Here is an 18,925-nt window from a genome sequence, read left to right on the forward strand (position 1 = left end):
TATCGATTTAAGAATAAAGAGGTGCGAACAGTCATTACCCTAACGGTTGAAGGGCCCGAGGGCAGTTCCAAACGTATCCGGTATAGGGAAGTGATGATACGGTAGGGCAACACCTGATCAGCGGTAGAACTCATGAGCCGGATCAAGGCCGCGCGCTCCGTAGATCACAGCCGGACTCCCTACTTCGAGCGCCCCCAAATCCGGGGCTTTTCCGCTAAAGCCATCGTTTACGTTTGGAATGATAACGCCAGCATCTACCGCTTTCCCCCTGGGATCAAGTTTGAAATTAAGATCTACGGCGTGGTAAACAGGACCAGGAATACTACCTACCGCTGGTACGACTGGTTTTTGAAGATTTTCAAAAATGTCGTAATCGACAGTTATACCGTGTGCTTCAAGACCACTCGCTTCGTTCAAACTCTTTAATGTCTTGAAGCCAACTACCTTCCCATCAGGTGCTAACCAGCTAAATTGATTTTCAGGACTCTCAGGACCTCTATTGGGCCGGTATCCGTTGTAGTCAGCTACCGAATAGGCAGTGGTAAAGGGGAAAGCCGCCACGTTTACCGGACCATCCGTTCCAAGAATCAAGTTGTTCCGGTAGTTAGAATTCGGGTATTTGGAACCAGCATTGCTTTCCGAAATGAATGTGTTATGATAAGCGGTGAGACCCGGCACTCCCCCGTGAATTTTGAGCGCTCCTCCCTGTGGTACATTATAGAGGATATTCCTGATATAGTAGGCGGGACCACCGAATACGGGTTGGGCGCTTATTCCATTTTCGGCCGCATTCACACCTCTATTCCGCATGACGCGCACATTGTGTACACTCCCGTCTGCTTCAATAAAATCATCGACCAGGAGGTGCAGGTCGTTGTTGTAAATATCGATCGACACCGCTTTCAGTTCTTGTTCTTTTTCTGGGGTTCCGTAAGTCGATACACCAATGGCATCGTGGAAGAAGGCAATGGAATTGTGAGCGATTACGTGGCCGGAACCATACACTTTGATCCCATAGTAAGAATCCAATAGGTGCGTCCCGTAGGGAATCAGGCCCTCGCGGTGAGCGTTCCAGCCGTACAATCTGTACCGGTCATCGCGACCAAGCAGGACGTTATCCTGGATAAGGAAGTTTTTTGAACCGGCGAATTCAGTCACGACTCCCTCTCCAACATTCTCAAAACGACAGTTCCGAATAGTCAGATCACTTGCTCCCGCCAATCGTTTACGGCCGGCATCAAAAACCCGCCCCGCATTTTTAAATGTAAGCCCCTGAAAGATATGATGTTCGGTGGCCATGACATTGAATAAAATAGCAGCGCCTGCTCCATCAAAAATGACTTCACCATCCCCCGCTGCCTCGATTACAATGGGGCGTTCCGCCGTACCTTTTGCCGTGAAAAAATACGTCCCATCGAAGGGTATGTTGTGCCAATCAGGGTAGTTGAGAAGTACCCCCTGATACAGTCCTCCGTGTATCTTAATGATATCACCAGGTTGCACCATATCTTCGGTCACCACATTCCAGTCTCCCTTTGTGTTAACAGAGCCGCCATAAGCAGAAACCAGCCCCGGGTAATTCGGCTCTTCTTTCACACCCGTATAATATTGAGAATACACATGTCTTACCCTTCCTCCACGGGCAGCCACAGGCTCGGCCCGCGTGGAAACACTGACTACTTTAACCGCCTCCCCATCGACCCCATCGGGATCTTCCAGGGTAAAGCGCGCCTCATACTTAGTATCGGGATTGACGTCCAAAATACTTCCAGCGAACATGTGGGGAACGGTATAATCGATTCCTGCTCTTTCAATATGTTCGCCCCCAAGCCTAAGGAGAGGCATGCCTTTTTTCCATGCGTTGCCCGTTCCTTCGATTCGATATTCGACTTGTATGGTAGCATTCCGGTTGTCGTCACCAGCGATATACCATTCAAATCCCAAATTTTGAAGGGTTGGTGGTTCAACGATAAAATTTTGTCCCTGAACCCTATTCTGGGCTTGTAAAAGCTGTGGCAGAAGAACGAGTAGGATAGAGAATCCCACGATTATATTTTTCATTTTATCAAAAATTCTAAACATGATCGTAGTTGTGTTTAAATAATTTCTGCCCTATTATTTGCCCTTTATTTTACTCCTCACAGAAGCTACTTCCTTTTCGTGGATGGCACTTGCGCTATTATTGAAATTCATTCTGATGTAGGAGGTTACTTTTGAAATATCAGCATCGCTCAAAAAGTCATATTTAGGCATCTCGCCATGGAAGTGCTTCCCATTTACGGTAATTGGCCCTTTCAACCCATTTAGCAATACGGTTATTAGCCTATTTTTATCTCCGGTTACCCATTCCGATCCTCCCAATTGGGGATAGCGACTTCCGTCCCCCATGCCATCTTTCTGATGGCATGAAATGCAATAATTAGTATAGATTTTCTGCCCTTCGTCCGCAACACCTTTGGCAAGGTTATCTTTGATTTTATCAGGAGTCCTGAGGTGGGTTAGCAGTTTACGATCTACCATTTTTTTCAACTGATCCTTCCCAAAGCTTTTTTTACCTCCCTTGTACATGATTCGCCAAATCTTTCCTGTGACAGCATCACTTATGTATAAGGAGCCATCAGGACCCATGGCTATTCCCATTGGGCGATGAGCCGCTTCGGATGAACTCACAATTATTTCCTTCTCCGCAAATCCATCAGCAAATACTTCCCAGGAGCCTGACGGTGCACCATTTTTGAAAGGAACAAAACCAATGAAAAAACCTGATTGTGGGTACTGGGCCCGATTACTTGAACCTATAAAAGCGATAAAAGCACCATTTTTATAATGGTCTGGAAATTGGTTGCCGGTATAAAAGAAAAGATCATTCGGAGCCCAATGTCCCGGAAAGCCCATAATTGGATTGGCGGGTTTATCTACTTCCTTTGTCAAATCTACACCACGGTATTCGGGAGATACTACTTTTTTGTTCTGCAGTTGGTCGTAATAATAGTATGGCCATCCGCCGTTCATTCCCTCTTTCACTTCAAAAAATTCCTCGGAAGGCAACATGGCACTTTCCCATTCTGAATACAGGGATGGCCATGTTTGGTGCAATCCATCTCTGCCGTGTTCTACGGCGAATAGCGTGTTGGTTGCATGGTTCCAGTCCATAGCTATCCCGTCTCTAAGTCCGGTGGCATACCTGACTCCGTCTTTTTGAGTTTGATCAAGTTTATTGGCATCAAATCTCCATATGCCGGCATGTTCAGTAAGTTCAGCGCACGGATATTGACCTGGGCTTTCGGGAATTCTGTTATCAATCTGACAATTATTACTTATTGACCCAAAGTTGACATACATGTGTCCATTGTCGTCAAAAGCAAGCGATTTGCCAATATGCTCCGTTTTATAATAGTCTGTAAGTACAAGTTCTGTTTTGCTTTCGGGTACTAGTTTTCCTGGTGTTAATTTTTGCCTATATACAGCACCTTTTGTACTAAAATAAATATGGCCATTGTAAATTCTCATGCTCGTTGGGCCATAACCGCTCTCCGCTTTGTAATCTCCAAAATAGGCTATACGGTCAGCCTTACCGTCGTTGTTACTGTCGCGGATAGCTACATTTCCGGAGTCTTGCTTCGCATTAGTAAGTTTCACATAAATGTCCCCATTTTCATTCACGGCCAGATGTCTGGCCCGGCCAATATGGTCTGCCACAACCACCGCTTCGAAGCCGTCGGGGAGGAAAAGACCGCCATTGTCAACACTTCCTGCCGGGATGGTTGATTTTTGAACAGAGCCGTAGAGGAATGCACTCGCTATGAAAATGCATATCAGTCTGAAAAAGTAGGCTTTCGATATATTCATTTTACTTTCTTGGATGCTGTATAAAGCTGTTTTTCAGCTTGATTTACTATCTTAGGAATATCAAAGCAAATACCAGGTAGAAGAGCATCAAAAATTGTGACGGTCCGCTGTTGCGGGGCCATGGAAAGACCATTCCCTGTTACTATTGACAAGTGAATAGAGCAATAAAGCATACGATTAGATGTGTCAGGCTGAGCGGACAGGGCCGGAGGGGCGCCTCCCGGAGGATCGCCTCCCGGAGGATCGCCTCCCGCCTGGCGGTCGAAGCCCTACTCGTCCTCGACCACAGCGGTGGCTGCTCCGCTCGGACTGACATAAAGAAGCAGACTTTTGGATCTAATGCACTGCTCTATGAATATACCGGGCTAGCCCATTAAGCTCCTTATTTGTATGAGTATCATAGCCGTTAATTCCGAAGGAGAGGTACAATAGATAAAGATTAGACTCTAGCCCAGGCTACTGTACACCTGCTCTAGTGGAGAAACTACTAAAGCTCAAAAGATTAGCAGCATCATTTTTTGTTTACTTTTTTGTTGCAAGTCAACTAAAAACGACCCTTAGAATACATATAGAGGGCCGCTCTAACAGGTTTATAGGCCACCAAATTAATCCCAGATTGAAGAAGTAGAAGCTCAACCTAGCTAGCCTGTAAGACCGTAGGATAAAATTTAGCATTCAGTTCAAGAAATAGCGCTGGCTATCTCTTAACTTGGCCGCAGATGTGAAGGGCGCGTACCAGCAATTCGGCGATAAGAATACAGCCTCACTCATTTTCTGTAATTTATATTTATTCATAATGTATTTAAATGCGCAGAAACGCATGATGAAGACTTTGTTAGGATTGGCAATAGCAGGCTGGTTGGTTTTTCCAACAACAACCCGGGCTCAGGACATAAGCCTCACCGATGTTTTGAATAAAGTAAATCAAGCTGTCCTACAACTGGACCAATGTCAGTTTACGTTTCACAATAGGATTGCCAAACACGTCGCAGATGATGACTCATCTTATACAGAGTATACAACAAAATGCTTCTTCAAAAAGACTCCTGGTGACTCAGTAATGAATTATCAGGTAGCTTCGTTTAGAAAAGATGGCTATCATCAGCAGATATATGATGGCAATAATCTTTTCACCGTCATTGGCGAAACTCTTGAAGTAACCGGTAAGCAGACTTACTCCGGTAGGATAAAGGAACAGCTTGAGAACTCAGAGCCTACTTATCTAATCAATACCAATCGAGCTCTTCAAGACTTCAACCTGCCGTCTTCTGCTCAGTACATCCGCAATCTGCTCCTGGATCATTTCTTAGGCGAAAAATGCTATAAGTTGACTGTTGATTATCCGGGAGATTCACTGAGAACTTCTAAGGTTAGCTATTATATATCTGCCAAATCGTTTCTTCCCATAAGAACGGTCATCACCCTAACATCAATTGTTGGGAAAGTGAAAGAAACGCAGATTTTTGATCAATCGATCAGGGGTATGAAAAGTGCGCCACTTGAAGTTAACCAGTTCAGCCGGGAAAAACTATCCAACTACCGCATCGAAAAGAATTACGACCCTTCGGAAGAATACGCCAAAGATGAGTTGTTACCCATCGGTTCGCCTGCCCCCAATTGGAAGTTGCCCCTGATCAGCGGCGATACACTAGCACTGGCTGATCTTAGAGGCAAAATTGTCATAATGGACTTTTGGTTCAAAGCCTGTGCCCCCTGCCAGCAGCAAATGATTTCACTGCAGGCATTCCATGAAAAGTTCCCTTCAAATGAGGTTGCTTTTGTTGGCGTCAACACGATAGATGATCCGAAAAAGGACCGCCTGGAGATGTTTTTGAAAAACAGACTCATCAGCATGCCCAGCGTTTATAAGGGCAAATCGATACAACCGCTTTATAATGTTCATGGCTCACCTGCTTTGTTTATCATCGATAAGCAGGGAATGATTGTCTATACAGTTTCCGGCTATTTATCTAAAACAGGAAGCGAAGTTGAACAGATTATCCTGAAACACCTGAAACAATGAATCATGTTCAATGAAGTGTGTGTCATTTCTTATACTACTTGGGCGGTAGTGGTATACCAGGCCCTGACCCGGAAGGCAACTTCCCTCCCGGACATGGCCGGGTGCACGTTCAGGAAGCCCCGGAAGAACTGATTTCCATCCGCATCCTCGAGAATGTGGGCCGCACCCGGACCTTCGAGCGCTGCCGTGTGGTACCCATTGATACCACCGGCAACAAGTACCAGCACTTCGCCCGTATCATCAACACGGAGAATCAGATGGAAATTGCCAAAATCAGACACTGGTACTATTACCTCAGCGGGATCAACCAGCCCCTGGAGCGCATCTACATCCAGTTTGATTTCATAGAAGATAATCAGCGTATTGAAATAAATGCTATTAAAAGAAATGAATAGGAGGGCAGGAACACTTCACTCAGGCGGAGCAATTAAACACGCCATGCCTACTACTGGTACCGGCGGCGATGCGCCCCTTGTTCCGGGTTGGTAGCGGGACGAGTTGGTGTGTATGGTATGTAGCTCCTCAAACCTTCACCTCCGTATTTGGTTAAAAAAGTGATTTTATGTTACCATTTTATCATTTAACCAAAACCTTTACCATGAAAATTACCTACTTCGGACACTCCTGCTTCGGGATTGAGACCTCTCATTTCCGATTACTGTTTGATCCGTTCATTACGCCTAACCAGCTGGCGACAAATATTAATATAGATGATATTGAGGCCGACTATATCCTCATCTCACACGGACACGAAGACCACGTAGCTGATGCGGTGTATATAGCTAAGCGGACGGGGGCTACCGTGGTGGCGGCTTTTGAGATAACGCAGTGGCTGGGTAAGCAGGGGGTAGATAAGCTGCACCCCATGAACACGGGCGGGAAGTGGACATTTGACTTTGGTATGGTGCAGATGGTACCGGCCTTCCACTCGAGCAGCCTGCCCGACGGCAGCTACGGGGGGAGTGCGATTGGGTACGTGATCCAACTGGCCGGGTATACCTTCTACTTTGCCGGTGATTCCGCTCTGTATTCGGATATGCGGCTTATTGGGGAGCAGTATAAGGTAGACTTTGCTTTTCTGCCCATCGGTAGCAACTTTACCATGGATATACACGATGCGCTACGGGCTACCAAGCTGCTGGATACAAAGAAGGTATTCGGTATGCATTATGATACATTCCCCTACATCAAGATAAACAAAGAAGAGGCTGTAAAGCTGGCAGAGGAGAAAAGTGTGGACCTGCACCTGCTGCCGGTCGGAGGTTTCCACCTGATGCAGCAGTAGGGTAGGGGGTACTTAAATATACTATACACAAAAGCAGCGAAGGCGGATGAGCCCGCCTTCGCTGCTTTTATTACTCATCATCGTCGCTGTACCGATCGTTGCGCCAGGGGTAGGCGGTGTTGGAGTAGCCGCGCTCTTCCCAGAAGCCCGGTTTATCTTCCTTCAAAAATTGGATGCGCTTGATCCACTTGGAGCCCTTCCAGGCGTACAGTTGGGGAACAATCATTCGTGCCGGTCCGCCGTGTTCTAAGGAAAGAGGCGCGCCATCAGCCGTATGCACCAGTAGTACATCGGGTTTCAGGGCTTCTTCGAGGGAGATATTGGTCGTGTAGGTATCGTAGCCGTAGCACATGATATGCGTAGCCGTCTCCTTGGGCTGCACCAGCGCCGCCAGGTCCATAAGCCTGACACCCACCCAGGGTACATCCATACGTGACCAGGTGGTGACGCAGTGGAAGTCACTGACATCCTCCGTCTGGGGCAGAGCCATGAAGTCTTCCCATTTGAGTACTACCGGGTTTTCCACCTCGCCATTAATGGTCAGCCGCCAGCGCTCCAGCGAGACGTCGGGGTGGTAGCCAAGGTCCAGCACAGGCCACTTCTGGGTCTGGTACTGCCCCACGGGCAGCTGGGGCATCCCGTGTCGGTTGGCAGGTCCGGTACCCAGCGGACGGTCGTCGGCCACGGAGGGAGTCAATTTCATCTTCTCCTCAAACCGGGCCTTCAGCTTCATCCGGGCCTCCACTATTTTATCAAACTTATTATTTGCTTCCATATGCTATGTATTATAAGGATGACCAGCTACCTACTTATTCAGATAGGCCTTGACTTCTTTGATGATGGACTTGTACTTCGTTATATCCAGGCACTTTTTGTAGTAGCTCCGGGCCTGGGCCTTATTACCCGCCCGGTCGGCCAGACGAGCCAGACCCGCGTAGGCCATGGCGTGGTACTCACGCGTAAACTGTTCGTCGTAGGGAGTACGCAGAGCCGCCTGGTACTCGCGTTGTGCCTGGGCCATATCTCCTTCTTTTTTTTCCTCGATCAGGCCCCGAAAAGTATGCCACGCAATCGGATAAAATCCGCCGGTGTAGCGCTTCAGGTAGTTGACCTCATCGGTGGCCTCGTCGTACCGTCCGGCCAGTAGCAGCGACTCGGCGTGCAGCATTTTGTACACCGGGTTCTGGGGGTACAGGCTATTGAGCTTACCGCTGTATACCATAGCCCGGTCGGGCCGTGACTCTTGCTCTAGGTAGATACGCGCCAGGTAAAAACAGGCTTCGGCGCGGGTGATCACCCCTACGCGCGTAGCCGTATCTACCTGCTTCAGGCCCAGCGGTTTGTTGCCGCTCTTAAAGAAAAACATAATCGGCTTGACGATGGGGTGCTCATTAGGATATACCTCTATATAGTAGTTGTACATGCCGGTTGTGAGATAAAATTCGGGGTTCTGGTCCGTGAGCTTCATACCCGCCATCAGGGCATTATAGGCGCTTTTGGCTTCCGTCGCTGCCTTGATGAGCTCATTCTGGTAGTTAAACATCAGCGCGCGGTAGCCATGGGCTGCCATGGTGAAAAACACCGCCTCCGGGTTGGTACTTTCCTTACCGTACTGTTTCACTACCGCCGCCAGGCACTGGTCCAGGGTAGTGAGGTACTCCTGTGACCTGGCCTTGTTGGTCTGGATGGGGAGGTACTGCCAGTACATCTGAAAAGCCTTCAGCATATAGCTAACGGGGTGGTTGGGGTACCGGGCCTTTACCTGCTGCCCGATCCGGGTGGCTTCGTCAAACTCGTAATTGTAGATATGGTCAATTCCTTCCTGAATCAATTTCATACCGGCCGCATCATTGAGCAGTTGTGCGCGGGCAGGGGTAAGGGTAGTGAGGTAAAGGAGGAAAAATAAAATGGAGTAGAGCGATTTATTCATGGCTATGGTTAATGCTGTAGAGGGATTTGGCTGATTACGGCCGGAACATTAGCTTTGTTGATAACGTTAAAAATATGGTCTGCGTTTCTCAGACCATTTATTTCCTACTACTATACATGATCAGATACGAACATTTTGTCTTGAGTAATGGCTTGCGTGTGTATGTACACGAAGACCATTCTACACCGATGGCGGCGGTGAATATACTGTATAATGTGGGCTCCCGGGACGAAGATGAAAAGCGAACCGGCTTTGCGCACCTGTTTGAGCACCTGATGTTTGGCGGCTCACAGCACATCCCCAGCTACGACGAACCCGTGCAGAAGGTAGGGGGGGAGAATAATGCCTTTACCTCCCCGGATATAACCAACTACTACATCACCCTCCCGGCTGACAACCTCGAGACGGCTCTCTGGCTGGAGTCGGACCGGATGCTGAGTCTTTCCTTTGACCCCAAGGTACTGGAAGTACAGCGCAAGGTAGTGATAGAGGAGTTTAAGCAGAGGTACCTCAACCAGCCCTACGGCGATATATGGCTGAAGCTGCGTCCGCTCGCCTACAAGGTACATCCCTACCGCTGGGCTACCATCGGCAAAGATATTACCCATATCGAAGAGGCCGTCATGGAAGATGTGCAGGACTTCTTCTTCCGCTTTTACCGCCCCAACAATGCCATCCTGGTAGTGGCCGGTGCCGTACAACCGGAGCAGGTAAAGCAATTGGTGGAGAAATGGTTTGGTCCTATACCAGCCGGTGAGCCCTATGTGCGTCAGTTGCCCAAGGAGCCCGCCCAGAACGAGCCCCGATTCCTGGAAACATCCGCGCAGGTACCTCTAAACGGCCTTATCAAGGCCTGGCACATGCCCGGACGCTTTGAGGAAGGTTTTTTTGCGGCCGACCTGCTGAGTGATATCCTGGGCAGAGGTAAATCGTCGCGGCTGTATCGCCACCTGCTAAAAGAAAAACCCTTGTTTAACAGCGTGAGCGCCAGTATTACCTCTTCACTGGATCCGGGGCTGTTTCTGGTACGCGGATTCCTCAATCCAGGTGTTTCGCTGGAAGAGGCCGATGCGGCCGTCAATGAGCTGATCCATGACCTGGTACAGAATGGTGCAACGCCCGATGAGGTAAGTAAGGTAAAAAATCAGTCAGAGGCTACCCTGGCTTTTTCAGAAGTAGAGCTCCTGAACCGGGCTATGAACCTGGCCTTCGCGGCCAACGCCGGCAACGCTGAATGGGTCAACGAAGATGCCGACAAGATCAGAACGGTAGATGCCGAGGCCATTCACCAGGCCGCCCGTACGGTACTCCGTCCCGACAATTGCTCGACGCTGTACTACCGGGCCGAGGCTAACTAAAAGCCTACTTCTTTATAGTATACATCAGCAACTACCGGTACTTCTTAACCGGTAGTTGCTGCTTTTTATGGCCTACTGCCACACATACTGCCTCCGGCTGTTGTCTTTTCAGTTGGATCTTCCCATTTTGCAGAGTAGATTTCCTGGTTGTGCCCTTTCGGGTAAGAGCCGGTTCTACATCTTAGTCCCATTCTTTACCATTTAATTTTACAGTATGATTCCTTTCCGCGTAGGGCAAGGCTACGATGTGCACCAGTTTGAAGAAGGCCGTCCTTTCTGGCTGGGAGGTATACTTATTCCGCATACCCACGGTGCCAAAGGCCACTCCGATGCGGACGTGGTGTGCCATGTACTGTGTGATGCCCTGCTGGGAGCCGCCAATATGCGCAACATCGGGTACCATTTCTCCGACAAAGATCCGCAGTGGAAGGGGGTAGATAGTAAACTGTTACTGGCCAAAGTACTGGAGATGATCCGTGACAAGGGCTACGAAGTAGGCAATGTGGATGTAACGGTAGTACTGCAGCAACCCAAGCTGAACCCGCACATACCGGCTATGAAGGCGTGTCTGGCCGGAGTAATGGGGGTGGACGAAGAGGCCATCTCGATCAAGGCTACTACCTCGGAGCACCTGGGATTTGTTGGTAGGGAAGAGGGTATAGCTGCCCATTGTGTAGCTTTGATCTATAAGCTTTAATTAATGAAATCTTAAACCACCATAGCCTTTCCTTTATTATTGACATGAAGAAACTCTTGTTTTTGTCGCTCGCCCTGGGAGTTGTTCAGGGAGTAGTAGCGCAAACCGCAACCAGGCCCGAGCAGCCACTAGGCTTTGAAGAATACGACCCGGTCTCTACCCTGAAGGTAGAGGAGCACGTAGTCCGCCGGGCTAAGTTTCCTTTTATAGATGTACACAACCACCAGATGCGCATGGCCGATCAGGATGTGAACCACCTGGTGGCGCAGATGGATAGTATGAATATGGCTGTGATGGTAAATCTGAGCGGCCGGGGCTGGTACCAGGAGTGGAACGAAGGGACCGCTCACCTGAAGGGCTCACTGGACAACGTAAAAAAGAATAATCAGGCCAAGCGGTTGACCATCTTTACCAACCTGCAGTTCAAAGGCTTCGGTTCGTCCGACTGGACGGCTAATGCCGTGAAGCAGCTCGAAGAGGATGTAAAAATGGGAGCCAAAGGGCTTAAGATATACAAGAGTCTGGGCTTTAGTGGTATCCGGGATGACAAGGGCAACCGGGTAAAGGTCAATGACCCGCGTCTGGACCCGGTATGGGCCAAATGTGGCCAACTGGGTATACCTGTGCTAATTCATACGGCCGATGTACCTTCATTCTGGGACCCGCTGGACCGCTACAATGAGCGCTGGCTGGAGCTGAAGACGCACCCCAACCGCAAGCGTGACGCCAACGATCCGGCTCCTTTTGAAGACCTGATCGGGGAGCAGCACGATGTATTTCGCAAACATCCCAAAACTACCTTTGTCAACGCCCACATGGGCTGGTACGCTAACGACCTCCGCAAACTGGATAGCCTCATGCAGGTATTTCCCAATATGTACGTAGAGATCGGAGCGGTCATAGCTGAGCTGGGCCGTCAGCCCCGCAGCGGAAAAAAATTCTTCGATAAGTGGCAGGACCGCATTCTGTTCGGCAAGGACAGCTGGGTACCTTCGGAGTATACTACCTACTTCCGGGTACTCGAAACCGAGGATGAGTACTTCCCCTACCACAAAAAGTACCATGCCTTCTGGCGGATGTACGGGCTGGGGCTTTCGGATGATGTACTCAAGAAGGTCTACTACAAAAACGCTCTCAAGATCATCCCCGGAATAGATAAGTCCCAGTTTCCGAACTGATAGTTCGGGCTTTAGGCAGTAAGCTATATGCTTTAGGCTGACAATGGGCCAGTAGAGACGCAAGATATTGCGTCTCTACTAGTTTACAGTAGGACCATCTAATTCCGCTCAACCGGTTATTCACCACTACGGTGGCCCTTCAATTCCACTCACTCATTCACACAATCACTCAATAAATGATCATCACCCGTATCGAAATCTACAAGCTGAACATACCTCTCAAAGCTCCCGTAACCATTGCCATTGGTACCATTGAGGAGTCGCGGAATATAGTAGTGAAGATTCACACCGAAGAGGGTACCTACGGAATAGGAGAGGGCTCGCCCTTCTGGATGATTGTGGGTGAAACGCAGGAGACCTGCTTTGCCGCTGCTCAGGATTTCGCGCGCCTGCTCATCGGACGCAATGCTTCGGATATAGAGGGTTGCCTAGCCGCGCTGGACCGGTACCTGACCCGCAACTATACCTGCAAGAGCGCCTTTGACATGGCCTTGTACGATCTGGCAGCCAAGCGGGCCCGGATGCCCCTGTATCAGTACCTGGGAGGAGAGAAGCGCAGCATCACCACCGACGAGACCATATACATAGGTACTCCGGAAGCCATGGCGGCTGATGCGGTGCAGATCAAAGCCCGGGGCGCGGAGGCGATCAAGGTAAAGCTGGGTACCAATGCCGCTGACGATATCCGTCGGGTAAAGGCTATCCGCGAAGCCATCGGACCGGAACTACCGATACGGGTGGATGCGAATCAGGGCTGGGATTACGTGTCGGCCGTGAAGGTACTAAAGGCCGTAGCCAGTCTGAATGTGGAGTACTGCGAGCAGCCGGTGAAGCACTGGAACTACGAAGATATGGCGCGGGTGCGGCAGAACTCACCCGTACCTATCTGTGCTGATGAGTCGCTCTTTACCCATACCGACGCCTTTCGCCTGGCGCAGATGGGCGCCGTGGATTATTTTAACATTAAGCTTTCAAAAAGTGGAGGTATCAACAATGCCCTCAAGATAAATGCTATCGCCGAAGCGGCGGGTATACCCTGTATGATAGGCTGTATGTCCGAGAGTCGGCTGGCCATTACGGCCAACGCGCATCTGGCCTCAGCGCGTAGCAACATCCGGTTCTACGATCTGGACTCACCCTTTGAGCATGCCGTAGACCCTGTATTGGGCGGTGCCTACTACCACGATCATTACCGGCTCGAACTACCCGATAGGGCCGGTCACGGAGCGGACATGGACGAGGAGTACCTGAGCCGGATGGAGCGGGTGGAGATAAAGTAGCAGACTTTACCTGGCTGGGCTATACCTCTTCGGTCTGAAGCTGTTTTTCGTAGAGTTCGCGGTAGACGCCATTCTTCTCCATGAGCTCGGTGTGGGTACCCTGCTCTACGATCTTGCCATCGTCCAGTACAATGATCCGGTCGGCCAGCTTGGCCGAGGACACCCGGTGCGAGATGATCAGGGACGTGCGATGGTCCATGATCCGCTTCAGGTTGTTCAGGATGATATTTTCGGTATTGGTATCTACGGCGGACAGACAGTCGTCCAGGATCAGGATCTTAGGGTCGCGGGCAATGGCGCGGGCAATGGAAAGGCGTTGCTTCTGCCCGCCGGATAGCGTAATGCCCCGCTCACCCAGCCGCGTGTCAAAGCCTTTGGGAAGGTCTACGATGTTCTGGTACAGGTCAGCATCCTTCACCGCCTGCTCAATCTTATCCGTCGAAATATCCGGCGAACCAAAGCGGACGTTGTTGGTAATAGTATCCGAGAACAGGAATACATCCTGCGGTACGTAGCCCATCTGCTGACGCAGGTACTGCACGTCGTAGTCTTTGATCGGTTGGCCATCGATCAGAATAGCTCCCTCCGTCGGATCGTACAGGCGGGTAACCAGTGTAGCCAGGGTACTTTTGCCCGAGCCGGTAGTACCCAGTATGGCTACCGTTTCGCCGGCCGCGATGTCCAGATTAAAATCATGTAGTGCCCGGATACCTGAGTCGGGATATATAAAGCCCACGTTCTGGAAGGAAATTGCTCCCTGAACCGGTGTACGCAGGTTCTTCTCCGACACCAGATGATTTTTCTCTTCCATAAACTCATTGATACGAGCCTGCGAAGCCGCCGCCCGCTGGATCTGGCTGGTAGTCCAGCCCAGGGCCATCACGGGCCAGGTCAGCATGTTGACGTACAGGATAAACTCCGTGATATTGCCGGGAGTCAGGTTGCCATTGATGATCTCCTGCCCACCTACGTACACCACCAGTACGTTACTCAATCCTACGAGCAGGAGTACCAGCGGGTAGAACAACGCATCTACCATATTTAGTCGTAGTGACTTGTCCTTGAAGTCCTTGGTCTCCTTCCTGAAATTTTGGATCGAATGTTTTTCCTGCACAAACGCCTTGATAACCCGGATACCCGAGAATGCTTCCTGCACGTAGGTAGAAAGGTTGGAGAGCTGACGTTGAATCTCTTCCGACCGCTTTATGATAATGCTATTTACAATATAGATACTTACCGACAGCAGGGGCAGGGGCAGCAGTACGTAAAATGTCAGCTTGGTACTTACCGTTAGCATGTAGGTAATCACCAGTATGAACAGTACGATCAGGTTCATACCGTACATCAGCGACGGCCCCACGTACATACGTACCTTACTGACATCTTCCGAAATACGCGCCATGAGGTCACCCGTGTTGTGCCGGCGGTAGAAGCTCATCGGCAGCGACTGGTAGTGCTCGTATATATCGTTCTTGAGGTCATACTCAATATGCCGCGACATGACGATGATGGTCTGACGTACCAGGAACAGAAAGATTCCTTTAAGCAGCGCCATGAGCAGGATCAGGAGTCCGTACAGCAGAATGGCGTTCTGGAATACATCATACATCCGGCTCTGGATGGCTGCCCCGTCAAAGAGGTAGTAGATATCCAGCGTTTCGCGTACCAGGTCCAGCGCGTAGCGTACCAGCTGAGCCGGTATGATCCCAAACAGGTTGGAAATAATAGTAAATACAGTGCCTAATATCAGGTACCACTTGTATTTGATAAAGTATTTGTTGAGGTACGCCAGTGCTTTCACGTAAATAGTATTTGAGGAGCAGGGACAAAAATCCGCTTGTCCATTAACGGGTTTCTAACACAGATAAATCCTAAATCGTTGCAAAAATAACCCCCCTAGAGTGGGAGTATCTTCCGATTGTGAACAAAAAAATCTAATTTTGCAGATAATTAGAATTATCTGAAGTAGTCAGGCAATCGGGGTTCTTAAGTAACCAATCTGTCGTTGCCTGTGTTTTGTTCACAGTAAAGGTACAAGTGAAGTAAGGAATTGTGAACTACTTTTTTTAAAACATACATCGTTCTTTGCTTTACTGCCACATTCAATTACCAATAGTAGTCCGGTTAGATGCTGAATAGAAGATTATTACGAACCAAGGCTGTACAGGCCCTGTATGCCAGCCGGTTAGCGGCTGATGCCAATCGTCTGGTAGCCATTGATGATATTGCCGAAGCGTATGCGCCCGACCTCAACTCCATGGAACCTCAGAACCGTGAGAAACTGGAGGGTCTGAAGCGCCTTGCCGTTATGACCTTTGATGAGATCATCAGGAACGGCCAACCCAACGAGGACGAAGATATTCCTTATGACGTTATCCAAACGGCCCGTAAGGTGTACAATGGATACGAAAAGAAGGCTGATCCCAAGCGCGAGAAAGTAGCGGGTATCTATCCTTTCTTTAACGGATACAAGAAACAGACCGAACTGGATCGTCAGAAAATGGTACGCCGGGTACTGGACGAGACGGAGTCAATCTACGATGAATTTCTGCTTGTACTGCTTCTGATGGTTGAGTTAGGGCACTTGTCCAAAATGGACCGGGAGCGGGAATTTGTGGATCCGGAATCAGATTTTCCAATGGAGTCGGGCCTGGATAATAACGTAGTAATCCTGAAACTGCAGAATCATGAACCCCTGCAGCAGGAGGTGATCCGGCGCGGAATCAGCTGGGGGAATGATATGGCGACAGTACGTAAAACGTACCGCGAAGCACTGCGTAAAGACGAAGAGTACATAGAGTATTGCAAAAAGAACAGGCACACTGCGGAGGAAGATTACGAAATGGCCCAGCATGTGTTGCGCAAGATCATCCTTAAGCATGAGGTACCTGTTGAATTCTTCGAACAGCGGGACCTGTACTGGGTAGACCACAGTGAGCTCATTCGTAGCCTTGCTATCAAAACTTTAAAATCAACCGAGAAAAACGGAGAACTTCAGCTGGCTACTCTTACCGATGATTGGGACGGAGATCGTTTCTTCGTGGAAGAACTGTTCCGCCGGGTAATCGAGAATGATGAGCAGTATGAAGCATATCTTAATGACCAGCTGAAAAACTGGGACCTGGAGCGCATAGCCCTGGTGGACATGATCATCATGAAAACCGCTCTGGCTGAGTTGATTTACTTCCCCGGCATACCGGTGAAGGTGTCCATCAACGAGTACATCGAGATTGCCAAACGGTACAGTACACCCAAAAGCGGAAAGTTTGTAAACGGAGTACTGGATGTACTGGCCGAAAAACTTAAAGCGCAGGGAATCATTAAGAAGAGCGGACGAGGACTGATTGATAATAAGTAAGAGTACCCTTCCGAATTGGAACATTGGGAAGAGTATTGTTAATTTATAGCAGCGAACTAAAAACTGTAATCAATATAACCATGAGTTCAACTAGCCGTACCTTACTGGCATTCCTGACTGGCTGCGCTACTGGCGCCGCGCTGGGACTGCTGTATGCACCTGATAAAGGAGAAGTAATGCGTGACCGATTGTCGTACCGTCTTTCCAAATACCGGGAGGAGCTCGAACAACTGATCGCTGACCTGATAGAAGGAAAGAATCTACCGGATAGCCTGGCCAAAGCCGAAGGCGAGCGCGTAGTAAGCGATGCCCGCGAAAAGGCCGAGCGACTGCTGGAAGATGTGGATCGCCTGATGGCCCAGATCAAAAGTCAGAACCATTGATCGTACACTGATTTATGAAAAGAATACTAGTTGCCCTATTGGCATTGGGTCTGGGAGGATCAGTACTATCATGTGGGGGAAGCGATAGCAGCAAGGGAGGTAATAATGAGCTACGGGATAAAATGCCGGTTCTGGCTCTGACGGATAGTGCTGCCTATAACTTTGGTACGATCAAGGAGGGGGAAGTGGTGGAGAAGAAATTCAGCTTCCGCAATACCGGTGAGTTCCCCCTGATCATCAACAACGTAACCGCCTCCTGCGGATGTACTATTCCGGAGTGGCCACGCGAGCCCATTGCTCCTAACCAGGAATCAAGCATCATGGTACGCTTCAACAGCAAAGGCAAGCCTGGTCCTCAGGTCAAGACGGTAACCGTGTATGCTAATACCGAGCCGGCTATATCCGAGCTCCGACTCCAGGGTATTGTGGAGAGTGTGCCGGATTCGACGCTGGCTCAGCAGTAAATAAGAATTCAATTATCCGAAATAACGACTAGAGTTAATCCATCGTACTATGCAACTTTCACTTCTGGCTCAGGCACAACCCGGTGGCTCACAGGCTATGATCTATCAGATCGTCATGTGGGTAGGTATTATCGGCGTGTTTTACTTTTTCATGATTCGTCCGCAGCAGAAAAAGCAAAAAGAGCAAAAACAACTGCTGGAAAACCTGAAAAAAGGAGATAGCGTCGTGACCATAGGAGGTCTGCACGGTAAGATTTACAGTGTAGAAGCCACCACCGTAACCCTTGAACTGGACAAAGGGATCAAAATGACTTTTGAGAAATCTGCCATTGCTCGTACGGTTACGGCCTGATCGGGTTTTGGTAGAGATACTATTTATACCACCCTCTTCCAACCCCCGTTGGGACTTATCTTAAAGAGTTTTGAACAATCCTACTTCACGGGCTGGCAAGCTTAAGACCATTGTAGTGTGCCTGCTGGCCGCTACCTTTTTCTGGTTGATGAACGCGCTCAACAAGGACAACTACTCCCTGCGCCTCAGCTACCCCATCAACTTCGTCTATAACGATTCTGCCTATATTCCTGTGCAGCCTCTTCCCAATACGGTATCTGTCAATGTATCGGGAGATGGCTGGAATCTACTCCGAAAGTCGTGGTTTAACTTTAATGCGCGGCCGGTAGAGTACCGGGTGACCAATCCCCTGACGGCAAGCTTCATTAACTCTACATCCCTGACGGATCAGATCGTGGAGCAGTTTCCGGGTATGCGGGTCAACTATGTGGTAGCCGATACCTTTGAGATTGGTTTTGAGCGGAAGTTGAGCCGTACTATTCCGGTACGGGTGGATAGCTCATCCATCAGCATGAACAACGGCTATGTGATATCGAGCTTTATTAACCTGTCTCCGTCACAAGTCACAGTAACCGGACCGGCCTCTGTAATCCGGCAGTACCCGGATACTATTGTGCTGCAGGTACCGGCCCGCCGTATCCAGAACAACTACGACGAAACGCTGCCCGTGCCGCTGCCGGCGCATCCGCTGGTTTCAGTAAGTGATCGGGGAGTACTGGTGAGTTTTGAAGTAGCCCAGTTGCTCCGGCCCATACCTGCGCTCTAGCT

General features: G+C 49.4%; 17 protein-coding genes. 12 read left to right on the top strand and 5 right to left on the bottom strand.

The window, feature by feature from the left end; translation table 11 throughout:
- Positions 1–117 precede the first annotated feature (117 nt).
- Together JTN23_RS01870 and JTN23_RS01875 are read right to left on the bottom strand one after the other, a co-directional pair.
- Positions 118–2,082 carry a right-handed parallel beta-helix repeat-containing protein gene (locus JTN23_RS01870; RefSeq protein WP_247231958.1) on the bottom strand — a complete coding sequence of 655 codons (1,965 nt, stop codon included), beginning with the start codon at positions 2,080–2,082 and terminating at the stop codon, positions 118–120.
- Between the two features lie 33 nt (positions 2,083–2,115).
- Complete coding sequence (locus JTN23_RS01875; RefSeq protein ID WP_247231960.1) at positions 2,116–3,849, bottom strand: PQQ-dependent sugar dehydrogenase; 1,734 nt, start codon at positions 3,847–3,849, stop codon at positions 2,116–2,118.
- A gap of 820 nt (positions 3,850–4,669) precedes the next feature.
- Here JTN23_RS01875 and JTN23_RS01880 point away from each other — a divergent pair.
- The 3 genes from JTN23_RS01880 to JTN23_RS01890 all read left to right on the top strand — a co-directional run bounded on the left by JTN23_RS01880 (position 4,670) and on the right by JTN23_RS01890 (position 7,157).
- The gene (locus tag JTN23_RS01880; protein ID WP_247231962.1) at positions 4,670–5,872 is read left to right on the top strand and encodes a TlpA family protein disulfide reductase; all 1,203 of its coding nucleotides are present in this window, start codon (positions 4,670–4,672) and stop codon (positions 5,870–5,872) included.
- Positions 5,873–5,889: 17 nt separating this feature from the next.
- Positions 5,890–6,267, top strand: a complete 378-nt coding sequence (locus JTN23_RS01885; RefSeq protein ID WP_247231964.1) for a hypothetical protein — start codon at positions 5,890–5,892, stop codon at positions 6,265–6,267.
- 203 nt (positions 6,268–6,470) lie between these two features.
- Positions 6,471–7,157 carry a metal-dependent hydrolase gene (locus tag JTN23_RS01890; RefSeq protein ID WP_247231966.1) on the top strand — a complete coding sequence of 229 codons (687 nt, stop codon included), beginning with the start codon at positions 6,471–6,473 and terminating at the stop codon, positions 7,155–7,157.
- A gap of 70 nt (positions 7,158–7,227) precedes the next feature.
- On the opposite strand, the gene JTN23_RS01895 is transcribed toward JTN23_RS01890, so the two are convergent.
- Together JTN23_RS01895 and JTN23_RS01900 are read right to left on the bottom strand one after the other, a co-directional pair.
- A complete protein-coding gene (locus JTN23_RS01895) occupies positions 7,228–7,932 on the bottom strand; it encodes a sulfite oxidase-like oxidoreductase (protein WP_247231968.1) in 705 nt (234 codons plus the stop codon).
- A gap of 30 nt (positions 7,933–7,962) precedes the next feature.
- Entirely contained in the window at positions 7,963–9,087 is a 1,125-nt protein-coding gene (locus JTN23_RS01900) for a tetratricopeptide repeat protein (RefSeq protein ID WP_247231970.1), read from the bottom strand.
- Between the two features lie 116 nt (positions 9,088–9,203).
- Between JTN23_RS01900 and JTN23_RS01905 the strand changes: the two genes are divergently transcribed.
- The 4 genes from JTN23_RS01905 (at position 9,204) to JTN23_RS01920 (ending at position 13,600) form a co-directional block, all read left to right on the top strand.
- A complete protein-coding gene (locus JTN23_RS01905) occupies positions 9,204–10,445 on the top strand; it encodes a M16 family metallopeptidase (RefSeq protein ID WP_247231972.1) in 1,242 nt (413 codons plus the stop codon).
- 214 nt (positions 10,446–10,659) lie between these two features.
- Positions 10,660–11,142, top strand: coding sequence for a 2-C-methyl-D-erythritol 2,4-cyclodiphosphate synthase (ispF, locus tag JTN23_RS01910; RefSeq protein ID WP_247231974.1), 483 nt, complete (start codon positions 10,660–10,662; stop codon positions 11,140–11,142).
- Between the two features lie 44 nt (positions 11,143–11,186).
- Positions 11,187–12,320 carry an amidohydrolase family protein gene (locus tag JTN23_RS01915; RefSeq protein WP_247231976.1) on the top strand — a complete coding sequence of 378 codons (1,134 nt, stop codon included), beginning with the start codon at positions 11,187–11,189 and terminating at the stop codon, positions 12,318–12,320.
- A 176-nt stretch (positions 12,321–12,496) separates the two neighbouring features.
- Positions 12,497–13,600: a mandelate racemase/muconate lactonizing enzyme family protein gene (locus JTN23_RS01920; protein WP_247231978.1), complete on the top strand. Its 1,104-nt coding sequence runs from the start codon at positions 12,497–12,499 to the stop codon at positions 13,598–13,600.
- A gap of 19 nt (positions 13,601–13,619) precedes the next feature.
- Here JTN23_RS01920 and JTN23_RS01925 read toward each other — a convergent pair whose 3' ends face one another.
- A complete protein-coding gene (locus tag JTN23_RS01925; RefSeq protein WP_247231980.1) occupies positions 13,620–15,401 on the bottom strand; it encodes an ABC transporter ATP-binding protein in 1,782 nt (593 codons plus the stop codon).
- 327 nt (positions 15,402–15,728) lie between these two features.
- Between JTN23_RS01925 and nusB the strand changes: the two genes are divergently transcribed.
- The 5 genes from nusB to JTN23_RS01950 all read left to right on the top strand — a co-directional run bounded on the left by nusB (position 15,729) and on the right by JTN23_RS01950 (position 18,923).
- On the top strand, positions 15,729–16,958 hold the full coding sequence (gene nusB, locus JTN23_RS01930) for a transcription antitermination factor NusB (RefSeq protein WP_247231982.1): 1,230 nt from the start codon (positions 15,729–15,731) through the stop codon (positions 16,956–16,958).
- 80 nt (positions 16,959–17,038) lie between these two features.
- On the top strand, positions 17,039–17,341 hold the full coding sequence (locus JTN23_RS01935) for a YtxH domain-containing protein (protein ID WP_247231984.1): 303 nt from the start codon (positions 17,039–17,041) through the stop codon (positions 17,339–17,341).
- A 14-nt stretch (positions 17,342–17,355) separates the two neighbouring features.
- A complete protein-coding gene (locus tag JTN23_RS01940; protein ID WP_247231985.1) occupies positions 17,356–17,805 on the top strand; it encodes a DUF1573 domain-containing protein in 450 nt (149 codons plus the stop codon).
- A 49-nt stretch (positions 17,806–17,854) separates the two neighbouring features.
- Positions 17,855–18,157 (top strand): preprotein translocase subunit YajC, encoded by a 303-nt coding sequence (gene yajC / locus JTN23_RS01945; protein ID WP_247231986.1) that lies wholly within the window; start codon positions 17,855–17,857, stop codon positions 18,155–18,157.
- A 70-nt stretch (positions 18,158–18,227) separates the two neighbouring features.
- Positions 18,228–18,923, top strand: coding sequence for a YbbR-like domain-containing protein (locus JTN23_RS01950; protein ID WP_247231987.1), 696 nt, complete (start codon positions 18,228–18,230; stop codon positions 18,921–18,923).
- Positions 18,924–18,925: the final 2 nt, after the last annotated feature.

It is taken from the genome of Telluribacter roseus (genome assembly GCF_017355915.2).
Taxonomy (GTDB): domain Bacteria; phylum Bacteroidota; class Bacteroidia; order Cytophagales; family Spirosomataceae; genus Telluribacter.

What these genes read in the sequence shown, in the direction of transcription:
- JTN23_RS01920 (WP_247231978.1), top strand. Translation starts at nt 12,497, where the DNA reads ATGATCATCACCCGTATCGAAATCTACAAGCTGAACATACCTCTCAAA.
- ispF (WP_247231974.1), top strand. Translation starts at nt 10,660, where the DNA reads ATGATTCCTTTCCGCGTAGGGCAAGGCTACGATGTGCACCAGTTTGAA.
- JTN23_RS01875 (WP_247231960.1), bottom strand. Translation starts at nt 3,849, where the DNA reads ATGAATATATCGAAAGCCTACTTTTTCAGACTGATATGCATTTTCATA.
- yajC (WP_247231986.1), top strand. Translation starts at nt 17,855, where the DNA reads ATGCAACTTTCACTTCTGGCTCAGGCACAACCCGGTGGCTCACAGGCT.
- JTN23_RS01880 (WP_247231962.1), top strand. Translation starts at nt 4,670, where the DNA reads ATGATGAAGACTTTGTTAGGATTGGCAATAGCAGGCTGGTTGGTTTTT.
- JTN23_RS01890 (WP_247231966.1), top strand. Translation starts at nt 6,471, where the DNA reads ATGAAAATTACCTACTTCGGACACTCCTGCTTCGGGATTGAGACCTCT.
- JTN23_RS01870 (WP_247231958.1), bottom strand. Translation starts at nt 2,082, where the DNA reads ATGTTTAGAATTTTTGATAAAATGAAAAATATAATCGTGGGATTCTCT.
- nusB (WP_247231982.1), top strand. Translation starts at nt 15,729, where the DNA reads ATGCTGAATAGAAGATTATTACGAACCAAGGCTGTACAGGCCCTGTAT.
- JTN23_RS01895 (WP_247231968.1), bottom strand. Translation starts at nt 7,932, where the DNA reads ATGGAAGCAAATAATAAGTTTGATAAAATAGTGGAGGCCCGGATGAAG.
- JTN23_RS01905 (WP_247231972.1), top strand. Translation starts at nt 9,204, where the DNA reads ATGATCAGATACGAACATTTTGTCTTGAGTAATGGCTTGCGTGTGTAT.
- JTN23_RS01915 (WP_247231976.1), top strand. Translation starts at nt 11,187, where the DNA reads ATGAAGAAACTCTTGTTTTTGTCGCTCGCCCTGGGAGTTGTTCAGGGA.
- JTN23_RS01900 (WP_247231970.1), bottom strand. Translation starts at nt 9,087, where the DNA reads ATGAATAAATCGCTCTACTCCATTTTATTTTTCCTCCTTTACCTCACT.
- JTN23_RS01940 (WP_247231985.1), top strand. Translation starts at nt 17,356, where the DNA reads ATGAAAAGAATACTAGTTGCCCTATTGGCATTGGGTCTGGGAGGATCA.
- JTN23_RS01935 (WP_247231984.1), top strand. Translation starts at nt 17,039, where the DNA reads ATGAGTTCAACTAGCCGTACCTTACTGGCATTCCTGACTGGCTGCGCT.